This is a genomic window from Pantoea pleuroti, assembly GCF_014156615.1.
Taxonomy (GTDB): Bacteria; Pseudomonadota; Gammaproteobacteria; order Enterobacterales; family Enterobacteriaceae; genus Pantoea; species Pantoea agglomerans.
The window spans coordinates 214,565-233,226 of record NZ_SBFD01000002.1 but is presented as its reverse complement, the minus strand read 5'-3'; the positions used below and the strand labels follow the sequence as shown (position 1 = coordinate 233,226).

The following is an 18,662-nucleotide window of genomic DNA, read 5'->3' as shown; positions in this document are numbered from 1 at the left end:
AATCAGAGCCTTTACTCTTCAGTCCGGTTTTATTACCGGCATAAAAAAACCCCGCCTTAGCGGGGTTTTTTATTACGTGTAAACTTAAGCCTGTGGCTGAGTTACAACGTCTTTGATACCCTTAACGTCGATTTCTACACGACGGTCCGGCGCCAGGCAGTCGATCAGGGCATTACGGCCTTTCACGCTGTCACAGGTGTTGCCGGTAACTGGGTTAGATTCACCCATGCCACGTGCAGAGATCTTGTTAGAAGGAATACCTTTAGATACCAGGTAATCTACGACTGACTGAGCACGTTTCTCAGACAGTTTCTGGTTGTACTGCTCTGAACCGATGCGATCGGTGAAGCCCAGTACGACAACGGAACCATCTTTAGGATCCATTGAGCTCAGCTGGCTGTACAGCTGATCCAGAGCCTGCTGGCCTTCTGGCTTCAGGGTAGATTTGTTGAAGGTGAACAGAACGTCAGACTTCAGAGTGAAACGCTTGGTTTCAACAACTGGAGCTGGTGCCGGAGCCGGAGCTGGCGCCGGAGCAGCGACGTCATCCTGACCGAAGCGGTATGAAACGCCTACGCTCAGCATGCCGTTGTCTGGACGAGTACCAACGGTCTGTGCATCACCGATGTTGTTAACCCACTGGTAATCCAGGCGGGTAGCCCAGTTTTTGGTCAGCGCATATTCAACACCAACAGCAGCCAGCGGAGATACGCCGGTGTCGTGGTCGCTGATGCGGCCAGTAGTTGGGTTAGTCTGCGTTGAGTCTGCACGCCATACCATGCCGCCCAGACGAGTATACACGTCCAGATCGTCATAGATTGGGTAGCTCAGTTTAGCAGCCAGCTGAACGCCCTGTGCTTTGAATGCGCCGTTAGTCACGTTGCCTTTGTTAGGCATGCGACCCAGCCAGTCATAGCCCAGCTCGAAGCCCAGGTATGGATTTGCCTGGTAACCAACGAATGCACCTGCACCCAGCTGGCTTTCATGAGTTGGACCGTCATTGTTTTCGTAACCGTTACCGTAGTAACCAGTGTCGTGATACTGAGACCAGCCCAGTTTAGCACCGGTGTACCAGGTGTCATCTTTCGGAGCGGCCTGCGCTACGGTAGCGAAGCCAGCCAGTGCCACTGCAATTGCGATAGCTGTCTTTTTCATTTTGCGCCTCGTTATCATCCAAATAGGCAATGAGCAAAAAGGTTGCTCTTGGTTTAAATCCTTCGCCGGGTCAAAACGCTCGCTTATGACTCTACCGCAAAAAACGGAGGTTATTGAGCACCCTGGCGAGCTAAAGTCTACAACGAGATTGGAAACTTACAAGTATGATGTGAGGCGCTTATGTAAAAAAACAGCGATTTATACACAATTTCTAACAATTAGGCTGGTCTTATTGCCGCGGCAAAAAGCCTTAAAAACTTGCTAAACCATTGTCAACGCTCGAACTAACAGAATCAGTGGTTTAGCTGCGACAGATAAGAAAAATAGCTTGGGAAACTTCTGATTTTTACTTAATGAAACAAATCCGACTGAATTTTTATCGCAGTTTGCGGTCTGAGAGGCGCTTCCGATGTCCCGCTTGCACGCAAAATCAATCCCAGCGCTTCACCCTCTGCCGCCGCATTTTCAAGTTGACGTCGTTCATCTTCGTCAAGATCGTAAGGAATCCATGCCAGAACGACACTGTAATTTCCTGTACGCAATGCTTTGACCATCGCTTCAACCGCATTCAGACGTTCAGAATCGGCGATATGCATACTTTTATCCAGTGGTAATCCTGATTCCTGCAGCCAGGTGCGATTCAGTTTATATGCCGGTGTTAACCACAACTGCCAGCGCGATTGCTGACTCAGCTGCTGCAATAATGGCAACAGCAACATCTGCATCATACCCGGCTGTTCGCTGTAGCGTAACTCAGTAATTCCACCGCCCTGAGAGGCCGGAACGGAAGAGGACGCATAATGATGAGCATAGCGTGAATTATCAGGATGTTGTGTTCGCATAAGTTAATCACCAGCAGTGGACTGTATGAATATACAGTACTGTCATCCTGGATAAAGATCAACCCAAATTTCGGAAAACGCCTCGCAAAATCGCGACAAGATTAGTTGAAACGCTATTTATTCATTGAACCCGCTGAAGCTTTTTTTTATCTTCTAATTACCTGATACCCAAGGTAATTTACGATATATTTCTTACATGGAGGTGGTGCAATGAAAAAGGTGAATCCGGTTGTAGAGCGCTCCAGAGCGCGCCTGGCCCCATTAGGAACAATAGAGTCGCGCACCCAGTTCGGAGGCTATGCCCTGGCTGTAGAAAGTGTGGTTTTTGCCTTAATTAATAAAGACGAACTCTATCTGCGCGCCAGTGAACCTCTGCGGGAATACCTTACAGATCGTCCGCTGCAACCCCTGATTTTTCGCAAGCGGGGCAAGCTGGTGAGTCTCAATTACTTTCGGGTCGATGAGGCGTTATGGCGCGACCCTGATCATCTGCTGGCGCTCTCCGCTGCCTCTTTAGAAACGGCGCAGCTGGAGTTGCAGGAACGCCAATCCTCACCGCGGTTAAAAGATCTGCCAAATCTCAGCGTACGTATGGAGATGATGCTGTACGAGGCGGGCGTCATGAGCGTCAATCATCTTTACCAGATGGGGGCTAAACAGTGCTGGCTGAAGCTAAAAGCGATCAACCAGCACGTTGGGTTCCAGACGTTACTTGCGCTGCAAGGGGCCATCACGGGCCACCATGCCGCCGCGTTGCCGCAGGCGACACGGGCGGAGCTGAATGCGTGGTTCCAGCGCACGCTTTTATCAAACCCCAATCTCAGCGGCGGTGAAGGCTAATCAGTGATTAGCGTGCGGCGCAGGCGAGCCACATCGGGCATTAATGCCACCAGCAGACCGAGTTGCTGGAGCACCAGCGGCGCACGCGTATCCGCATCTGCGGCCAGCTGGCTGATTCGCTGAGCCAGTTGATGGCGCATCGTTTCAACGTGCTCATCGCTGACAACTTCCGTCTGAAGGACATCCTCCACATAGCAAACCGTATCATCCAGCAATGTCAGCAGTTCGGGTGCGGTAATTTTATCGCGATGCGCGCCCAGCGCAGAAATGTAACTCAGAAACGAATGGTTGGAGCAAAGCAGCTGAAAAGCCGAATCGCGCAGCTTCTGGCTGGTGCGGCTTTCACTGCTCATATTTGAGACCACCGACGCCAGTTCAGCATCCGCGTTATGCGCATCACGTCGTGCAATGCGATAGGCGAGACGGTTATCTTTGCCCTGATGATATTGCTCCATGATCGCGTCCAGATAGCGACAATTCGCTTTCAGCGTTCGTTCTGCCACGGCAGGTAACTGACGAAAGCGCCAGTCAGGCCAGATAAACGCGACAGCCAGCCAGGCCAGGCCACAGCCCAGTAAGGTATCCACTACCCGTGGCAGGGCAACTTCAAACCCTTCACCCAGCAGGTTAAAGCAGAGCAGCACCAGCAGAGTGATAAACAGCGTGGCCTGTGCATACTGCACCTGCCTGAAAGCGAAGAACAGTACGCCCGTGATCACTATCAGGATTAACTGACCTTCAATCGAAGGCACCAGCCATAAAACGGGCAGACCAATCGCAATCCCCGCCAGCGTTCCGCCGATGCGCAAGGCCAGTCGTCGCTGCGTTGCATTGTAGTTGGGCTGGCAGACAAACAGGCTGGTCAGCAAAATCCAGTATCCCCGCTCCAGTCCGGTTACCTGAATAAAACCATATCCAATACAGAGCACCACTGACATGCGGACCGCATGCCGGAACAGCGCCGATGCGGGAGAAAGGTGGCGGCTGAAGCGCAGTCGGATATCACTCCAGCCACTCAATCCTTCGCGTGACAGCAGATTGTCACTGTGCTGAGGATCTTCACCGGCCAGCGTCTGTTCTGATTCAATCGAAGCAAGCTGTGCGTCGATGGCGCGCAGGTTGCGCAGCAGCCAGAAAAGAGCACGGGTATGCGTAGCGTCGGGATCATGCTGCTCCAGACGTTCTATCGCTTTCTGTAATCGTTCAAATGCACGCTCAAAACGGCTGTCATGCACCCACCTTTGACGCATCAGAATGCAATGTGCAAGCTGGCGACAGGCCTGAGCCTGCATATTCAGCAGGCGCTGAAAGCGAAACAGAATTTCGTTGTAGCGCCAGTCGCCGCGCAGCAGATGATATTGCAGATGGGAAGAGCTGGCCCGTTCATGAATATCCTGCGCCACAAAGTAGTAGTGCAGACTACGGCGGGTGCCGCGCGACCCGCGATCGCCGCGCAGACGACTCTGCAGTGTGGTCTTGGTCAGATTAAGTTGCGCCACTAACTGGCTGTTGACCATCGCCGCATCGATAAACGCGGCATCATCCTGATCGCCCGCGTCGGGATCGAAAAGATTCGCTTTGGCATCAAGGTAACGCGCCAGTTGTGAAAAACTCCCGGCCAGCTGTTCCTGCACCGGCCGGACCGGAAACATCAGATGGCCCAGTAATGTCAGCAGGTTGTACCACAGCGCGCCGACCAGCAGCAGCATCGGCTGCATATACCACTGGCTGAACAGTCCAATGCCGAGCATGGTATAGACCGCAATCAGCAGAGCACCAAAGGCGATAGTCGCGTAGCGCTGGCCAAGGGCGCCCAGCAGAATAAAGCCCCAGGTCGAGATTGCCAGCCCGATAATAAAGGCGAACGGATAGGGAAACAGTAACTCGACTGAAACCGAGGCGATGCAGAAGCAGAGCAGGGTAATCAGCAGATTCTTCAGGCGACCGGCCAGGCGATCATCGAGATCGGCCAGCGCAGCAGCGACCACTCCCAGCGTCAGAGGGATCGTCCACTCAATCTGATGCAGCCACCAGGGAATGGCGGCGCAGCCACTCAGTGCAAACAGGATCCGCAGCAGATAGCGCCACGTACTGTTAAACAGATATTTGCGCCAGCCTGGCACGGCATCCGACATCATATTAGTAGCGGCGGGCATTGGCTTCGCGCGCGGCACGCGCCTCTTCCACCGACACCACCCTGCGCCCAACCGGCCAGAGCGCGATAGCGGCGATCTTAAAGTTCGCAATTCCTACCGGAATACCGATGATACTGATGCACTGCACAATCCCTACGGAGATATGCGAAAGGCAGAGCCACCAGCCGAAGAAAATCAGCCAGAAGATATTCAGAAAGGTGCCGCCGGTATTCAGGATATGACTCTTACTTTCCGGACGCAGCACATCAACATGCACCGCCTCGTTGCCAAACGGCAGCAGCGAGAGTTTGGTGATTTCCCAGCAGGAGCGGGTCAGTGGCAGGGTAAAAATCAGCACGATGCTGATTAACGTGGCAAACAGCCAGCTCAGGGTGGTGAAAAAACCGCCCAGAACAAAATTAAGAATATTTAAAACGGTGCGCATGATCTTCTTTTCCTTTTGCATTCCGCAAGATGTGACGCCAAGTTTAGCCTGTTTTAAGGCTGGAGCGCTAAGGGTCTGACAGGTAAACTCCCCCTAATCCTATTCTCTGACGTTGGTGTCGGCGTGGAACTGAAAGCAACCTCGATGGGCAAACGGCTTGCCCAGCATCCTTATAATCGTGTCCGTTTAATGGCGGCAGGCGTCGAAGTCAGCGGCGATAAGCATGAGTATCTGATCCCCTTTAACCAGTTACTGGATATCGCCTGCAAGCGCGGGCTGGTGTGGGGCGAGCTGGAGTTTTTGCTGGCCGATGAAAAAGTGGTCCGCCTGCATGGCACGGAATGGCAGGAAACGCAGCGCTTTCACCACTATCTGCTGCAGGCCTGGCAGAGCTGGAGTCTGGAGATGAGCGCAGTGTGCTGCGAGGTGCTGCAGGCGCTACGCGACGAAATCGACGCGTTTGGCGCACAGGATCGCTGGCTGAACCGCCACGAGTTGCAGGCGCTGAAAACCAACATCCTCAAACAGTTCGATGCGTTGCCGATGCCGCTCTCCCGCTTAAAAGATTTTGCTGACTGCCGGGATAACTGGCAATTCTGTCAGCGCTGGCTGGAGCAGGGCGAAACGGCGTTGCGGCAGCGAAACCGTGACTGGACGGCCGCCATGCTCACCCGCTATCAGGATTTCTTTGCCAGCGTCGAGAGCACGCCACTCAATCAGTCGCAATGTGAGGCTGTGGTTAATGGCGAGAATTCTCTGCTGGTGCTGGCAGGTGCGGGCAGCGGTAAAACCTCGGTGCTGGTGGCCCGTGCAGGCTGGTTAATGCAGCGCAAGCTGGCCAGCGCCGATCAAATCCTGTTACTGGCATTTGGCCGCCAGGCGGCTGAAGAGATGAACGCACGTATCCAGTCGCGGCTTTCCGCCGCTGACATCCAGGCGCGGACCTTTCATTCTCTGGCGCTGCATATTATTCGCGAAGGCAGTAATAAGCAGCCGGTTATCAGCAAACTTGAGAGTGATGCCGATGCACGTCGCACGCTGCTGATCCAGCAGTGGCGGCAGCAGTGTCATGAGAAGAAGGCACAGGCAAACGGCTGGCGTCAGTGGCTGCGTGATGAACTGGAGTGGGAGTTGCCCGATGGGCCATTCTGGGAGGACGACAGGCTGGCAAACCGGCTGGCGTCACGACTGGAGCGCTGGCTCGGTCTGATGCGTATGCATGGCGGTGCGCAGGCAGCGATGATCGCCGACGTGCCCGAAGAGATCCGCGATCTCTTCAGTAAGCGCATCAAACTGATGGCACCGTTGCTGAAAGCGTGGAAGAGCGCATTAAAAGAGGAGGGCGCGGTCGATTTTTCGGGTCTGATTCACCAGGCGATTGCCATTCTGGAAAAAGGACGGTTTATCAGTCCGTGGAAACACATTCTGGTGGATGAATTCCAGGATATCTCGCCTCAGCGTGCCGCGTTGCTGAGCGCATTACGCCAGCAGAATAAGCGTACTGCACTGTTTGCTGTTGGTGATGACTGGCAGGCTATCTACCGCTTTAGTGGGGCGGAGATGACGCTGACGACGGCATTCCATCACTATTTTGGTGAGGGAGACCGCTGCGTACTGGACACAACCTACCGTTTTAACGACCGCATCGGCGACATTGCTAACCGGTTTATACAACAAAATCCGCAGCAGCTGGCAAAACCGCTGAACAGCATTACCAAAGGCAATAAAAAGTCGATTTCGCTGCTGGCGCAGGATCAGCTGGAAGCCTTGCTGAACAAACTCAGCGGTTACGCGAAGCCTGATGAGCGAATTCTGCTGCTGGCTCGTTATCACTATCTGCGGCCGGATTTACTCGATAAAGCCAGAACCCGCTGGCCAAAGCTCAATCTGGAATTTATGACGATTCATGCCAGCAAAGGTCAGCAGGCGGATTACGTTATTCTGCTGGGATTACAGCAGGGTAAAGAGGGCTTCCCGGCAGAGGCGCGCGAATCGATTATTGAACAGGGCTTATTACCGCAGCCAGAAGCGTTCCCTGATGCAGAAGAGCGCCGTCTGGCCTATGTGGCACTGACGCGTGCGCGTCAGCAGGTTTTTCTGATGTTCGATAAGGCAGCGCCGTCACCGTTTGTCGATCACTTCCGCGAGCTGGGTGTGCCGGTGTTGCGTAAAGCCTGAGTTACTTCAGACGATCGGCCAGATAGCGCTGATAGTCGGGGATCATAATCTCAACGCTTTGCGCAAACAGTGGCGACTGAATGATAAAGTCAGCCGTGGAGCGGTTAGTGGCTACCGGGATATTCCATACGGTAGCCAGACGCAGCAGCGCTTTGACATCCGGATCGTGCGGCACTGCGTTGAGTGGATCCCAGAAAAAAATCAGTGCATCGATCTTCCCTTCCGAAATCAGCGCACCCACCTGCTGATCGCCGCCCATCGGGCCGCTCAGCATGGCTGTCACATTCAGACCGGTATCGCGATTGATCAGATTACCGGTAGTGCCGGTGGCATAGAGGATGTGCGATTCCAGCGCGGGCTGGTTTTGTTTCACCCAGTCAAGCAGGGCGGCTTTGCAGTGGTCGTGGGCGACCAGCGCGATATGTTTTGTGGTGCCGAGGGTACGAACAGTCTGTTCCATAAAGGCGTCCTGGTAAGGCTCATGCGCAAGAAGAGAGAGCACGAGTGTACCTCTGGCCTTTCAACTCTATCAACTCGTACGTAGCATTTTGACCAGCGTCAGAAGCTGCTGACGCGTGGCTTCATCGAAGCGGTGAAACCAGCGGTGCAGCGAGGGCAGTTCGGCCTGAGTGGTCCAGTCCAGATCGGCGGTAAGCCGGACGGAAGAGAGCGTAGCAGAAGTGGTATTTGCAAACCGGGGCACAGAGGCAATCTGGCGGGTGCGATTATAATTCAGCATCGCTTTTTCCATATCTGCGGATGTGGTGACCGGCAGGTGGTCGCGCACGCTGGTAATCTCCGTGCCTTTTTCATCCACCAGCTGAAAGTTCAGGCTGCGGTCAAAATGATAACGCTCGCGTTTTGTCTCCAGCGCAGGCAACCGAATGGTGATGGTTTTGGCTACCGCGGTGAACGTGACGATCATCGGCACCGATTGATAAGCGATGACGTTCTCTTTCTGACCTTTGCGCTGCTGCTCTACCCGAAACAGAAACTGATGCTGACCGCGGTCCAGCTCCAGGCTGTCTGCGCCTTTGAGGAGGGAGCCTGAAATTTTTCGACCATCCAGCACCAGCAAATCGATCTGAGGATCGAGCTTTAATGTGATGGCAGAACAGGACGCCGAAACGAGGAGGGTAAGTAACCCCGTTACAGCCAGCGACAGCTTCATTTCAACTCCGGTAACTGAAGACACAAAGGATGGTGTGTAGCAAATTCTTACATTATGGCAGTTAATTTACATTTAAACATATTTATTCGTGTGCGGGTTCAATTAATTTCGCTGAGGGCTTACCCGCTAAAGGGCACGCCAATCTACACTCAACACTGGCCTGAAAGGAGATAAACATGAACGATCAGACAATTCGTGAGGTGCTGACGCGCACCCAACGTATCGCCTTAGTCGGGGCAAGCGACTGCCCCGAACGTCCCAGTTACGGTGTGATGAAATATCTGCTCGACCAGGGATATGAAGTGATCCCGGTCAGCCCGAAACTGGCAGGGAAAACGCTGCTGGGGCAGCAGGGGTATGCCAGCCTGGCGGATGTACCGGGCAAGATTGATATGGTGGATGTCTTTCGCAATTCTGAAGCCGCGTGGGGCGTGGCCCAGGAGGCTATCGCCGTGGGGGCAAAAACATTATGGCTGCAGCTGGGTGTGATTAATGAGCAGGCGGCGGTACTGGCACAGGATGCGGGCATGACGGTGATTATGGATCGCTGCCCGAAGATTGAAATTCCGCGTCTGGGAATAACGCGTCAGAAATGATGAGTGTGGCGGCAGAGCGTGCCGCCACTAATTAGTGTCGCAGATGAGGTGCCTGTAATTGCTGACGTACCGATGCTGCCAGCTCATCCATTGAAGGCTGTTCAGGGTGTTCAATGCTGGTTTCGCCGGAAAGCTGAATCTCAGCAACATAGGTATGTACCTGATCGCCTTCCTCATCTTCCATCACCACATGATACCAGGGCGCGGTGCGCATTTTCTCTTCCGCGCCAACATCTTCAATTTTAGGCTCATCTAACGAGTATTCAGGATCGACATCGACGATAACGCCCAGTACGCCGGACAAACGATGACGAACCTGCTGACCAATACCAAATTTACTGGCAATCATTGTGACCTCCGAAAAAAAAGCTCTCTTACCAATATGGGGGCAGGAGCCGTTTTTTCAAGTCACATGACGCGGCAGGCGAAACCTTTCAGGTAGAGACCTTCCGGATAGCTGGCGATCACCGGATGATCTGCGGCCTGGCGGAACTGCTCAATAAACTGCACTTCACGGCCCGCATCCAGCGCGGCATCGGCGATGATCTTCTGGAACAGATCGGTGGCCATCAGACCGGAGCAGGAGAAGGTCATTAATACGCCGCCCGGATTCAGTAACTGAATGGCGAGCATATTAATGTCTTTATAGCCGCGACAGGCGCCCATCAACTGGCTTTTGTTTTCGACGAACTTTGGCGGATCCATAATGATCAGATCAAATTTCTCGCCACTGTCACGATAACGACGCAGCAGTTTGAAAACATCATCACGCTCAAATTGCGCGCGGGAGAGATCCAGCTCATTCAGTTCAACGTTCTGACGGGCAACGTCCAGCGCTTCCTGGGAGGTATCCACGCTGATCACTTCTTTACAGCCACCCATTAGCGCAGAAACCGCGAATCCGCCGGTGTAAGAGAAGCAGTTAAGGACGCGGGCATCCTGCGCGTAACGACGGGTGGCGAGACGGCTATCACGCTGATCAAGGTAATAGCCGGTTTTGTGACCGCCCTGGATATCTACCAGCAGCTTCATGCCATGTTCAGTAATCGGCAGCAGCGGCGGTGGCAGTTCACCGGTAACGGTGCCCTGCGTCAGCGCCAGACCCTCTTTCTTACGAACGGCGACGTCAGAACGGTCATAGATGGCGCAGCCAGGGAAACAGTGCTGCAGGGCGGTGATGATCGCTGCACGCTGATATTCTGCGCCTGCTGAGAGCAGTTGCATCACTAAGAAGTTGCCAAAGCGGTCGATGGTAACGCCCGGTAAACCATCAGATTCACCGGCGATCAGGCGATAGCTGTCCAGACCATCGCGTGCCGCCAGCCATTCGCGCCACTGCTGCGCCTGTTCAAACCGGCGGACAAAGAAGGCGATATCGATGGATTCATCGGCCTGCCAGCTCCAGACGCGGGCGCGGATCTGCGACTCGGGTGAATAAGCGGCGCGAGCCAGCCATTTACCGTTGCTGTCACAAACGTCAATGGTTTCACCCAGTTGCGCTTTACCTTCCAGACGCGCAACGGCACCTGAAAAGACCCATGGATGGCGACGGAGCAGGGACTTTTCACGTCCCTTTGCGAGAATCAATCTGACTGTCATAGTTTGCTATGCTTACCTGAAAAAATGAGGCGCCATTGTCCGGTGGATAACGGGAAATTGCAACGAACAGCAGCAGGAGAGAATAATGTCAGCAGCCTGTTTTAAAGCATGGGTTCATGGCCGCGTCCAGGGCGTCGGGTTTCGTTACAGTACTCAGGCAGAAGCCAGGACGCTGGGCGTACTGGGCTATGCGCGAAATCTGGATGACGGCAGTGTCGAGGTGCTGGCCTGGGGTGAGGCGGAGCAGGTCGATGCGCTGATCGCCTGGCTTAAAGCGGGCGGGCCACGCAGCGCGCGCGTTGAAAAGGTGCTGGTGGAGCCGCACCAGCCCGCAGAGCCGCCCCGCGATTTTACGACCGGTTAATTACAGACATTTCGCCGGTTTAGGCAGGCCGGCGATTTTCGTCGCCTGTTTAGCCGGCCCTTCAGGGAACAGGCGGAACAGATAGCGGCTATTGCCTTTCTCTTCGCCATATTTCTGCGCCATCGCCTTCACCAGCATTCGCACGGCGGGTGAGGTGTTATATTCCAGATAAAAGGCGCGCACAAAATGGACCACTTCCCAGTGTGCTTCAGTCAGGGTCAGGCCTTCCTGATCGGCGATGTGGACAGCCAGTGCTTCACTCCAGTCGCCGGGATGCTTCAGATAGCCTTCGGCATCGACGGCGATTTCGTTACCGTTAAAATTCACGTGACATCCTCTTAGTAAATGACGGCGCAGTTTATCAAACCTGGCGGGCAGTAAAAGCAAAAACCCCGCCGAAGCGGGGTTTTACAGGCTACTGTCACTGTGGATTAGTTACTGCGGGCAAATCCCAGCAGGCTCAGCAGGCTGACAAAGATGTTATAGAGCGAAACATAGAGGCTGACCGTCGCCCGAATGTAGTTGGTTTCGCCCCCGTGAATGATGTTGCTGGTTTCCCACAAAATCGCACCGGCTGAAAACAGAATGAACAGGGCGCTGATGGCCAGATGCAATGCAGGCAGCTGCAGGAAGATGTTGGCTACGACAGCAACCAGCAACACAACGAAACCTGCCATCATCATGCCGCCGAGGAAGGACATATCACGACGGGTGGTCAGCACGTAGGCCGAACAGCAGAAGAACACCAGCGCCGTGCCGCCCAGCGCCAGCGCTATCACGTCACCCATGCCTGCGGTTAAGAATGAGCTCAGGATAGGCCCCAGGCAATAACCCAGGAAGCCCGTAAAGGCAAAAGCGGCCAGGATGCCCATCGGGCTGTTAGCCAGACGGTAGGTTAAAAACATCAAGCCATAGAAGCCAACCAGCATCAGGATTAAACCCGGCGCAGGCAGGGCCAGCAGGGTGCTGGCGGTAGCCGTAACGGCTGAGAAGGCCAGAGTCAGTCCGAGAAGAAAATAGGTATTGCGCAGAACTCTGTGCGTAGACAGCAGTGAGGACTGCGATGAGGTGACAATTCTTTCCATGTTGCGCTCCTTTAAGCAGAACACCAAATATGTGCCGAGAATACGCAGGCCATTAAAGAGGGAAAAGGCGTTTTACCCTTCTTTACGCGCTAAACTGCTAATTGTTTGAGCAGAGTGGCGATTTTGACACCGAAAAATCACAATCTGGCTGTTTTTCAGGCGAATAGACAGATAGGTGCTTTACATCCCTAAACGGGGTGTTTATAGTGCGCGTCATTGCGGAGGGGTGGCCGAGCGGCTTAAGGCAGCGGTCTTGAAAACCGCCGATGGGAAACCATCCGAGAGTTCGAATCTCTCCTCCTCCGCCACTTTATCTGCCCTGGGCAATAAAGCGGCAAAAATAAATATTTTGCCAATGCAGTACAGTTTCAAAACGGAGGGGTGGCCGAGCGGCTTAAGGCAGCGGTCTTGAAAACCGCCGATGGGAAACCATCCGAGAGTTCGAATCTCTCCTCCTCCGCCACATTTTACAGGCCAGCACTCAGTGCTGGCCTGTTTCGTTTCTGCCCTCACTGTTTCTTCTTCCTGTCCGAAAAAAGCGTGTCTCTCTCTGTGACGCGTGGCTGCGCATTCATCTCTCCGGTGCATCTCTGCTATAGTCCACTCACCGTTTTTGCAAACATCTGGCGCTTTTCTGAGGCGAGCTGAGTTACACTGTTGATTACATCGCTCTGAGGCGAGCTAATCGGTTGATAGCCAGAGTGTTTCTTTACTGAATGAATGGAATAGGCACAATGATCAAGAAACTGAGTCTTTGCGCATTGTCAGTGCTCGCTGCATTGCCGGTCGGAACGGTAGCATTTGCTGCTGAGGGTGATATGCAGCTGCAACAGGTGCTGATGTTAAGTCGCCACAATCTGCGTGCACCGCTGGCTGATAATGGCAGCGTGCTGGCGCAGTCGACCAAAAAGAGCTGGCCGCAGTGGGATGTTCCCGGCGGACAGCTGACCACTAAAGGTGGTGTGCTGGAAGTCTACATGGGTAACTACACCCGTCAGTGGCTGGCACAGCAGGGCCTGGTGAAGAACTGCAGCTGTCCTGACAGCAATAACGTCTTTGTTTACGCCAACAGCCTGCAGCGCACTGTGGCCACCGCCCAGTTCTTTGTTAATGGCGCCTTCCCGGGCTGTGACGTCGCTGTCACTCATCAGGATGAAATGGGCTCCATGGATCCTATTTTCAATCCGGTTATCACAGATGGCAGTGAAGCATTCAATAAGAAAGCGCTGGCTGAGATGGCCGCTGCGAATGAAAAACTGTCGCTGAAGCCTGCCTTCCAGCGCCTGGAAAAGATTGTCGACTACAAAGCATCGCCTGCCTGCAACAATAAAAAGCAGTGTGACCTCAGCAGTGGTCAGAACACCTTCAGCGCTGAAAATGGTAAAGAACCGAATGTCAGTGGCCCGCTGAAAACGGGGAATTCCCTGATGGATGCGTTCACGCTGCAATATTACGAAGGTTTCCCGCTGGATCAGGTTGCATGGGGCCAGATCAAAACGCCTGAGCAGTGGAAAGAGCTGTCAGCGATTAAAAATGGTTACCAGGACGCGCTGTTTACCAGCCCGGACATTTCCCGTGAAGTGGCGGCACCGCTGGTGGACTACATCCGCAGTCAGTTAGTGGATCAGGACAAAGCCAACGCGCCAAAAATTACGCTGATGGTAGGCCATGACTCAAACATCGCCTCGCTGCTGAGCGCGTTGCAGGTCAAGCCTTATGAACTGCCTGATACCTTCGAAAAAACGCCGATTGGCGGTCAGGTTGTTTTCGAACGCTGGCATGATGCGAAAAATGATAAAGACCTGCTCAAAGTTGAGTATGTCTATCAGAGCGCCGATCAGCTGCGCAACGCAGACGTGCTGAGCCTGAAGAACCCACCGAAGCGCGTTACGCTGCAGCTGACGGGTTGTGAGACCGATGCAAACGGCTATTGCAGCTGGGATCAGTTCTCTCAGGTGCTGAATGCTGCGCTGCAGGGCACGCCAATGCAGCCAGCGGCGGCACCACAACCGGTAGCCCAGTCTGACAACGACAGTGCGAAAGCCGCAGCGACGAATGACGCTGCTGCTGATAAGGCTGAAGCGGATAAAGCGACCGCAGCCAAAGAGAAGGCTGACGCCGATAAAGCTGCCGCTGAGAAGTCTGAAGCGGATAAAGCCGCCGCTGAAAAAGCAAAAGCGGACAAAGCAGCAGCCGAGAAGGCAAAAGCGGACAAGGCAGCAGCCGATAAAGCTTCAGCCGAAAAGGCAAAAGCGGACAAAGCAGCAGCCGATAAAGCCGCCGCTGAGAAAGCGAAAGCGGACAACGCGGCAGCGAAATCAGCCAGTGCCGATAAAAGCGCGGCTGACCAGGCTAACGCCTCGAACACGCCTGCAACAGCGCACAACGACGAATCAAAGTCAGCGGCTGTGGCGGCACAGTAATCGCGCTATCCGGCCGATAATAAAAAACCCCGTCGAGACGGGGTTTTTTTATGGCTGCAAGGCGGTTAACCCGCCACGACCACCAGTTTCTGGTTAGCAAACTCTTTGATGCCCAGATCAGACAGCTCACGGCCATAACCTGAACGTTTCACGCCACCAAAGGGCAGTTCCGCTGAGGTGTCGCTCTGAGAGTTGATAAACACCATGCCGGTTTCAATGGCAGAGGCCAGTTTACGACCCCGTGTAATATCGCGTGTCCAGACCGAGCCGCCCAGACCATAGTGAGAGTCGTTCGCCAGCGCCACAGCCGCCTGATCGTCACCTATGACATAAACCTGCGCGACCGGACCGAAGAACTCCTGATAATAGGCGGGATTATCCGGGGTAATGCCAGTGAGAATGGTTGGCTGATAGTAGCAACCTGCACCGTCAACGGCTTTGCCGCCCGTGACCAGTTTTGCGCCATTGGCGACGGCTTCGTCTACCTGTTTCACCAGGCGGTCACGCGCGTCAGCGGAGGAGAGCGGGCCAAGCGTGGTCTTCTCATCCAGCGGATCGCCCAGCGTAGCGGAACTCAGTGCAGCGCTGAACTGGCTGATAAAGCGATCGGCAATCTTCTCATGCAGAATAAAACGTTTTGCGGCGGTACAGACCTGGCCGCAGTTGCTGAGGCGAGCCTGCACACCCTGACGTACCGCTTCGTCGAGATCGGCATCATCCAGCACCACAAACACGTCATTGCCACCCAACTCCAGCGTCGATTTCTTAAGATGCTTACCGGCCTGCTCAGCCACGGCGCTGCCAGCGCGCTCGGATCCGGTCAGGGCGACACCCTGCACCCGGTCGTCAGCAATCAGATCGGCGACCTGATCGGTGGAGATGAACAGGTTAGTCCAGGCCCCTTCAGGCGCACCCGCTTCACGAACCAGCTTTTCAAAGATATCGGCACAGTGCGGAACGATATTGGCATGTTTTGCCAGCACCGGGTTACCCAGCGCCAGGTTAGGTGCCAGCACGCGCATCAGCTGATAGTAAGGGAAGTTCCACGGCTCGACGGCGACTAAAACGCCAATCGGGTGATACTCAACCCAGGCTTCGCCCAGATCGCTGGGATAGGACTGCGGCTGCAGAATACGTTCCGCATTCTCTGCGTAGTAGCGGGCAATCTGCGAGCAGATTTTCACTTCTCCGCGGCTCTGACCAATCAGTTTACCCATCTCTTTACTGGCGATGGTGGCCAGTTCTTCCGCGCGGCTATCAATCAGGTCAGCCAGTTTTTTCAGTACCTGCAGACGCGGCTGAATATCACCTTTACTCCATGAAGAATGGAAAAGGCGATCGGCCACTTCGAGGGCATGGCTGACGGCGGCTTCATCGTGTGACGGCCAGCTTTTCAGCAACTGGTTGTTTGCGGGATTAATGCTTTGATAGGAAGACATAGCGTACTCCTTGGTGTGCTAAAAATTGAGGGCGGGAAAGTCCCGCCCCTGAATCAGACGTTCTTACGTTCTACGGGCTTGTCATCCCAGGTCAGGAGATCTTTATCGGTTTTTTCAAAGGCGCGAATCAGCACGTCATCACTGCCTTGCTGACGCCAGATCTCTTCTGCCAGTTTTTCATCGTAATTGGCCACTTCGAAGATGGCCTCAGCAATTTCAGGGGAGGTATGACGCAGACTGGCCCATTCGCCAACGTGATGTGCTTTTGATTGTTCAGTAGACATACTTTTCTCCTTTGATTAAATCAGTCCTGCAGTTTGACTGTCAGTCCGGCCACATGTTCACCCTGGAAACGGGCGATATTGAGTTCTGCTTCGGTAGGCTGACGCGAACCATCGCCGCCCGCCAGTGTGGTGGCTCCATAAGGCGTGCCACCGCGAACCTGAGAAATATCGAACAACTCTTTGGTGCCGTAGCCGATTGGCACAATCACCATGCCGTGATGCGCCAGGGTGGTCCAGACAGACGTGATGGTCTGTTCCTGACCGCCGCCGGTGCCGGTTGAGGTAAAGACGCTGGCAACCTTGCCAAACAGCGCGCCTGACGCCCAGAGTCCGCCGGTGCGATCCCAGAAGGTACGCATCTGTCCGGCCATGTTGCCGAAGCGGGTCGGGGTACCGACGATAATTGCGTCATAGTGCGGCAGCACCTCAGGCGTGGCTTCTGCTGCCTGCTGATCGGTTTTGCCGCCCACCTGTGCAAAGCGATCGGCCTCCATCGTTTCTGGTACCCGCAGGATATCCACTTCCGCGCCGGGAACCCGACGAGCGCCTTCTGCAACCGCGTTCGCCATTGTTTCAATATGTCCGTACATCGAGTAGTAGAGCACCAGAATCTTAGCCATTGATCTCTCCAGATGGTTTTGACGTCCAGAAAAAGTATAGAAGAGCTTTCGTTTTACGCAGGCGATGCCGAAGCCGAAGCGGAGGAGTCGGGCAATAAATCAGCAGCTAATCGGTTGTAAGTCGGCAGAGTGTTCGTTGTTTAGCCAAATTTCTGGTGATTACTCTGTTGCTAAATGTGACTGGCGGAAGAGTGAAAGGATAATCTGGCTATTATTTAAACATGGGCTGCTCCCGGGTTTCGGGCCGTCAGCCCTCTGTTTTTAATTCTTAATTATCGCACTACGCGACAGGAGCAAATCATGACAACACATCGTGGGGGTTCTGGAAATTTTGCTGAAAACCGTGAACGTGCCGCAGAAGCGGGACGTAAAGGGGGAAAAAACAGCGGCGGTAATTTTAAAAACGATCCGCAGCGCGCCGCGCGCGCGGGTGAGAAGGGGGGACGCAGCAGTCCTAAAAAACCGGACGCCTAACCCCACCCTGCCGCCGGTGGAGACCGGCGGTTAACGTCGTTGCTTTTCCCCCTCGCTCTCCCCACAATATTGTCCGGACACATCATCAGGTGAATTATGTCGGACACACTCCGTGGTTTAACCCTGCGCCTGACGCGGCAGGAGCTGGTATTACTATTCATAACCATGATCTGGGGCGGCACCTTTCTGGTGGTGCATCGTGCGATGCAACATTCCGGCCCGTTCTTCTTTGTCGGCCTGCGTTTTGCCACCGCCGCGCTGTTGCTGGCGCTCTTTTTCCGCCGTTATCTGGCAGGCATGACCTGGCTGGAGGTGAAAGCGGGCGCGCTGATTGGCCTGTCGATCGCCGGGGGCTATGGTCTTCAGACCTGGGGAATGCAGACCATCTCCAGCAGTCAGTCCGCCTTTCTCACCGCGCTCTATGTCCCTGTCGTGCCGTTGCTGCAATGGCTGTTTCTGCGCCGTCCGCCGGGATTGATGTCGTGGCTGGGGATTGTACTGGCGTTTACCGGCCTGCTGCTGGTGGCCGGGCCGCAGGATGGTCGCATCACTCTGAATGCGGGTGAAATAGCGACGCTGATCAGTACCCTGGCGATCGCTGCCGAAATCATCTTAATCAGCCGCTATGCCGGTAAGGTCGATGTGCGCCGTGTGACCCTGATCCAGCTGGCGGTGGCGTCGCTGTGCGCCTTTGGTCTGATGATCCCCAATGGGGAAACGGTGCCTGCCATCTCAACACCGCTGCTGCTCAGCGCGCTGGGGCTGGGTGCGGCCAGCGCCCTGATTCAGGTCACCATGAACTGGGCGCAACGCAGCGTTTCGCCGACCCGCGCCACGGTGATTTATGCCGGGGAACCGGTCTGGGCCGGCGTCGTGGGGCGTATTGCGGGTGAGCGCCTGCCTGCGCTGGCGTTGCTGGGCGGGGCGCTGATCGTCTGCGGGGTGATCGTCAGTGAGCTGCGGCTGAAACGAAAAAAAGCGGTGCAGCCTGCTGCCACACCGCTGGAGTAGT

20 protein-coding genes and 2 tRNA genes are annotated in these 18,662 nt (G+C 54.6%); 9 read left to right on the top strand and 13 right to left on the bottom strand.

Going from position 1 to position 18,662, the window contains the following annotated elements:
- Positions 1-84 precede the first annotated feature (84 nt).
- On the bottom strand, positions 85-1,155 hold the full coding sequence (gene ompA / locus EPG66_RS05135) for a porin OmpA (protein WP_010255028.1): 1,071 nt from the start codon (positions 1,153-1,155) through the stop codon (positions 85-87).
- A 350-nt stretch (positions 1,156-1,505) separates the two neighbouring features.
- Positions 1,506-1,997 carry an SOS-induced cell division inhibitor SulA gene (gene sulA / locus EPG66_RS05130; protein WP_031592832.1) on the bottom strand — a complete coding sequence of 164 codons (492 nt, stop codon included), beginning with the start codon at positions 1,995-1,997 and terminating at the stop codon, positions 1,506-1,508.
- A 210-nt stretch (positions 1,998-2,207) separates the two neighbouring features.
- Between sulA and EPG66_RS05125 the strand changes: the two genes are divergently transcribed.
- Complete coding sequence (locus EPG66_RS05125; protein WP_182686133.1) at positions 2,208-2,837, top strand: TfoX/Sxy family DNA transformation protein; 630 nt, start codon at positions 2,208-2,210, stop codon at positions 2,835-2,837.
- On the opposite strand, the gene yccS is transcribed toward EPG66_RS05125, so the two are convergent.
- Together yccS and EPG66_RS05115 are read right to left on the bottom strand one after the other, a co-directional pair.
- Positions 2,834-4,993: a YccS family putative transporter gene (gene yccS / locus EPG66_RS05120; protein ID WP_052270880.1), complete on the bottom strand. Its 2,160-nt coding sequence runs from the start codon at positions 4,991-4,993 to the stop codon at positions 2,834-2,836. The genes EPG66_RS05125 and yccS overlap by 4 nt on opposite strands.
- Complete coding sequence (locus EPG66_RS05115) at positions 4,977-5,417, bottom strand: YccF domain-containing protein (RefSeq protein ID WP_010669786.1); 441 nt, start codon at positions 5,415-5,417, stop codon at positions 4,977-4,979. Before EPG66_RS05115 ends, yccS begins: the two co-directional genes overlap by 17 nt.
- Positions 5,418-5,540: 123 nt before the next feature.
- Between EPG66_RS05115 and helD the strand changes: the two genes are divergently transcribed.
- Complete coding sequence (helD, locus tag EPG66_RS05110; protein ID WP_182686131.1) at positions 5,541-7,595, top strand: DNA helicase IV; 2,055 nt, start codon at positions 5,541-5,543, stop codon at positions 7,593-7,595.
- 1 nt (position 7,596) lies between these two features.
- Here helD and mgsA read toward each other — a convergent pair whose 3' ends face one another.
- Positions 7,597-8,055, bottom strand: a complete 459-nt coding sequence (gene mgsA / locus EPG66_RS05105; protein ID WP_010246657.1) for a methylglyoxal synthase — start codon at positions 8,053-8,055, stop codon at positions 7,597-7,599.
- A 69-nt stretch (positions 8,056-8,124) separates the two neighbouring features.
- A complete protein-coding gene (locus tag EPG66_RS05100; protein WP_182686129.1) occupies positions 8,125-8,766 on the bottom strand; it encodes a YccT family protein in 642 nt (213 codons plus the stop codon).
- 176 nt (positions 8,767-8,942) lie between these two features.
- Here EPG66_RS05100 and EPG66_RS05095 point away from each other — a divergent pair, with 176 nt between their 5' ends.
- Positions 8,943-9,362, top strand: coding sequence for a CoA-binding protein (locus EPG66_RS05095; protein ID WP_182686127.1), 420 nt, complete (start codon positions 8,943-8,945; stop codon positions 9,360-9,362).
- 31 nt (positions 9,363-9,393) lie between these two features.
- Here EPG66_RS05095 and hspQ read toward each other — a convergent pair whose 3' ends face one another.
- Together hspQ and rlmI are read right to left on the bottom strand one after the other, a co-directional pair.
- Positions 9,394-9,711, bottom strand: a complete 318-nt coding sequence (gene hspQ, locus EPG66_RS05090) for a heat shock protein HspQ (protein ID WP_010246651.1) — start codon at positions 9,709-9,711, stop codon at positions 9,394-9,396.
- A 59-nt stretch (positions 9,712-9,770) separates the two neighbouring features.
- A complete protein-coding gene (gene rlmI, locus EPG66_RS05085; protein ID WP_022625919.1) occupies positions 9,771-10,961 on the bottom strand; it encodes a 23S rRNA (cytosine(1962)-C(5))-methyltransferase RlmI in 1,191 nt (396 codons plus the stop codon).
- A gap of 85 nt (positions 10,962-11,046) precedes the next feature.
- Here rlmI and yccX point away from each other — a divergent pair, with 85 nt between their 5' ends.
- The gene (gene yccX / locus EPG66_RS05080; protein ID WP_010246647.1) at positions 11,047-11,325 is read left to right on the top strand and encodes an acylphosphatase; all 279 of its coding nucleotides are present in this window, start codon (positions 11,047-11,049) and stop codon (positions 11,323-11,325) included.
- Here yccX and EPG66_RS05075 read toward each other — a convergent pair whose 3' ends face one another.
- Both EPG66_RS05075 and yccA read right to left on the bottom strand, forming a co-directional pair.
- Positions 11,326-11,652, bottom strand: a complete 327-nt coding sequence (locus tag EPG66_RS05075) for a TusE/DsrC/DsvC family sulfur relay protein (RefSeq protein WP_010246645.1) — start codon at positions 11,650-11,652, stop codon at positions 11,326-11,328.
- 104 nt (positions 11,653-11,756) lie between these two features.
- Complete coding sequence (yccA, locus tag EPG66_RS05070; RefSeq protein ID WP_003850014.1) at positions 11,757-12,410, bottom strand: FtsH protease modulator YccA; 654 nt, start codon at positions 12,408-12,410, stop codon at positions 11,757-11,759.
- A gap of 220 nt (positions 12,411-12,630) precedes the next feature.
- Between yccA and EPG66_RS05065 the strand changes: the two genes are divergently transcribed.
- The 3 genes from EPG66_RS05065 to agp all read left to right on the top strand — a co-directional run bounded on the left by EPG66_RS05065 (position 12,631) and on the right by agp (position 14,833).
- Positions 12,631-12,718 (top strand) — tRNA-Ser (locus tag EPG66_RS05065).
- Between the two features lie 67 nt (positions 12,719-12,785).
- Positions 12,786-12,873: transfer RNA gene (locus EPG66_RS05060), tRNA-Ser, on the top strand.
- A 271-nt stretch (positions 12,874-13,144) separates the two neighbouring features.
- On the top strand, positions 13,145-14,833 hold the full coding sequence (agp, locus tag EPG66_RS05055; RefSeq protein WP_182686125.1) for a bifunctional glucose-1-phosphatase/inositol phosphatase: 1,689 nt from the start codon (positions 13,145-13,147) through the stop codon (positions 14,831-14,833).
- A gap of 65 nt (positions 14,834-14,898) precedes the next feature.
- On the opposite strand, the gene EPG66_RS05050 is transcribed toward agp, so the two are convergent.
- The 3 genes from EPG66_RS05050 to wrbA are packed head-to-tail and all read right to left on the bottom strand — an operon-like array spanning position 14,899 to position 17,176.
- Positions 14,899-16,272 (bottom strand): NAD-dependent succinate-semialdehyde dehydrogenase, encoded by a 1,374-nt coding sequence (locus EPG66_RS05050; RefSeq protein WP_109653171.1) that lies wholly within the window; start codon positions 16,270-16,272, stop codon positions 14,899-14,901.
- A 53-nt stretch (positions 16,273-16,325) separates the two neighbouring features.
- Positions 16,326-16,556, bottom strand: coding sequence for a YccJ family protein (locus EPG66_RS05045; RefSeq protein ID WP_010669794.1), 231 nt, complete (start codon positions 16,554-16,556; stop codon positions 16,326-16,328).
- 20 nt (positions 16,557-16,576) lie between these two features.
- The gene (gene wrbA / locus EPG66_RS05040) at positions 16,577-17,176 is read right to left on the bottom strand and encodes an NAD(P)H:quinone oxidoreductase (protein ID WP_022625914.1); all 600 of its coding nucleotides are present in this window, start codon (positions 17,174-17,176) and stop codon (positions 16,577-16,579) included.
- Positions 17,177-17,476: 300 nt separating this feature from the next.
- On the opposite strand from wrbA, the gene EPG66_RS05035 reads away from it, so the two are divergent.
- Both EPG66_RS05035 and EPG66_RS05030 read left to right on the top strand, forming a co-directional pair.
- Positions 17,477-17,650 carry a con-10 family general stress protein gene (locus tag EPG66_RS05035; protein ID WP_010246636.1) on the top strand — a complete coding sequence of 58 codons (174 nt, stop codon included), beginning with the start codon at positions 17,477-17,479 and terminating at the stop codon, positions 17,648-17,650.
- A gap of 96 nt (positions 17,651-17,746) precedes the next feature.
- Positions 17,747-18,661, top strand: coding sequence for a DMT family transporter (locus tag EPG66_RS05030; RefSeq protein ID WP_010669796.1), 915 nt, complete (start codon positions 17,747-17,749; stop codon positions 18,659-18,661).
- Position 18,662: the final 1 nt, after the last annotated feature.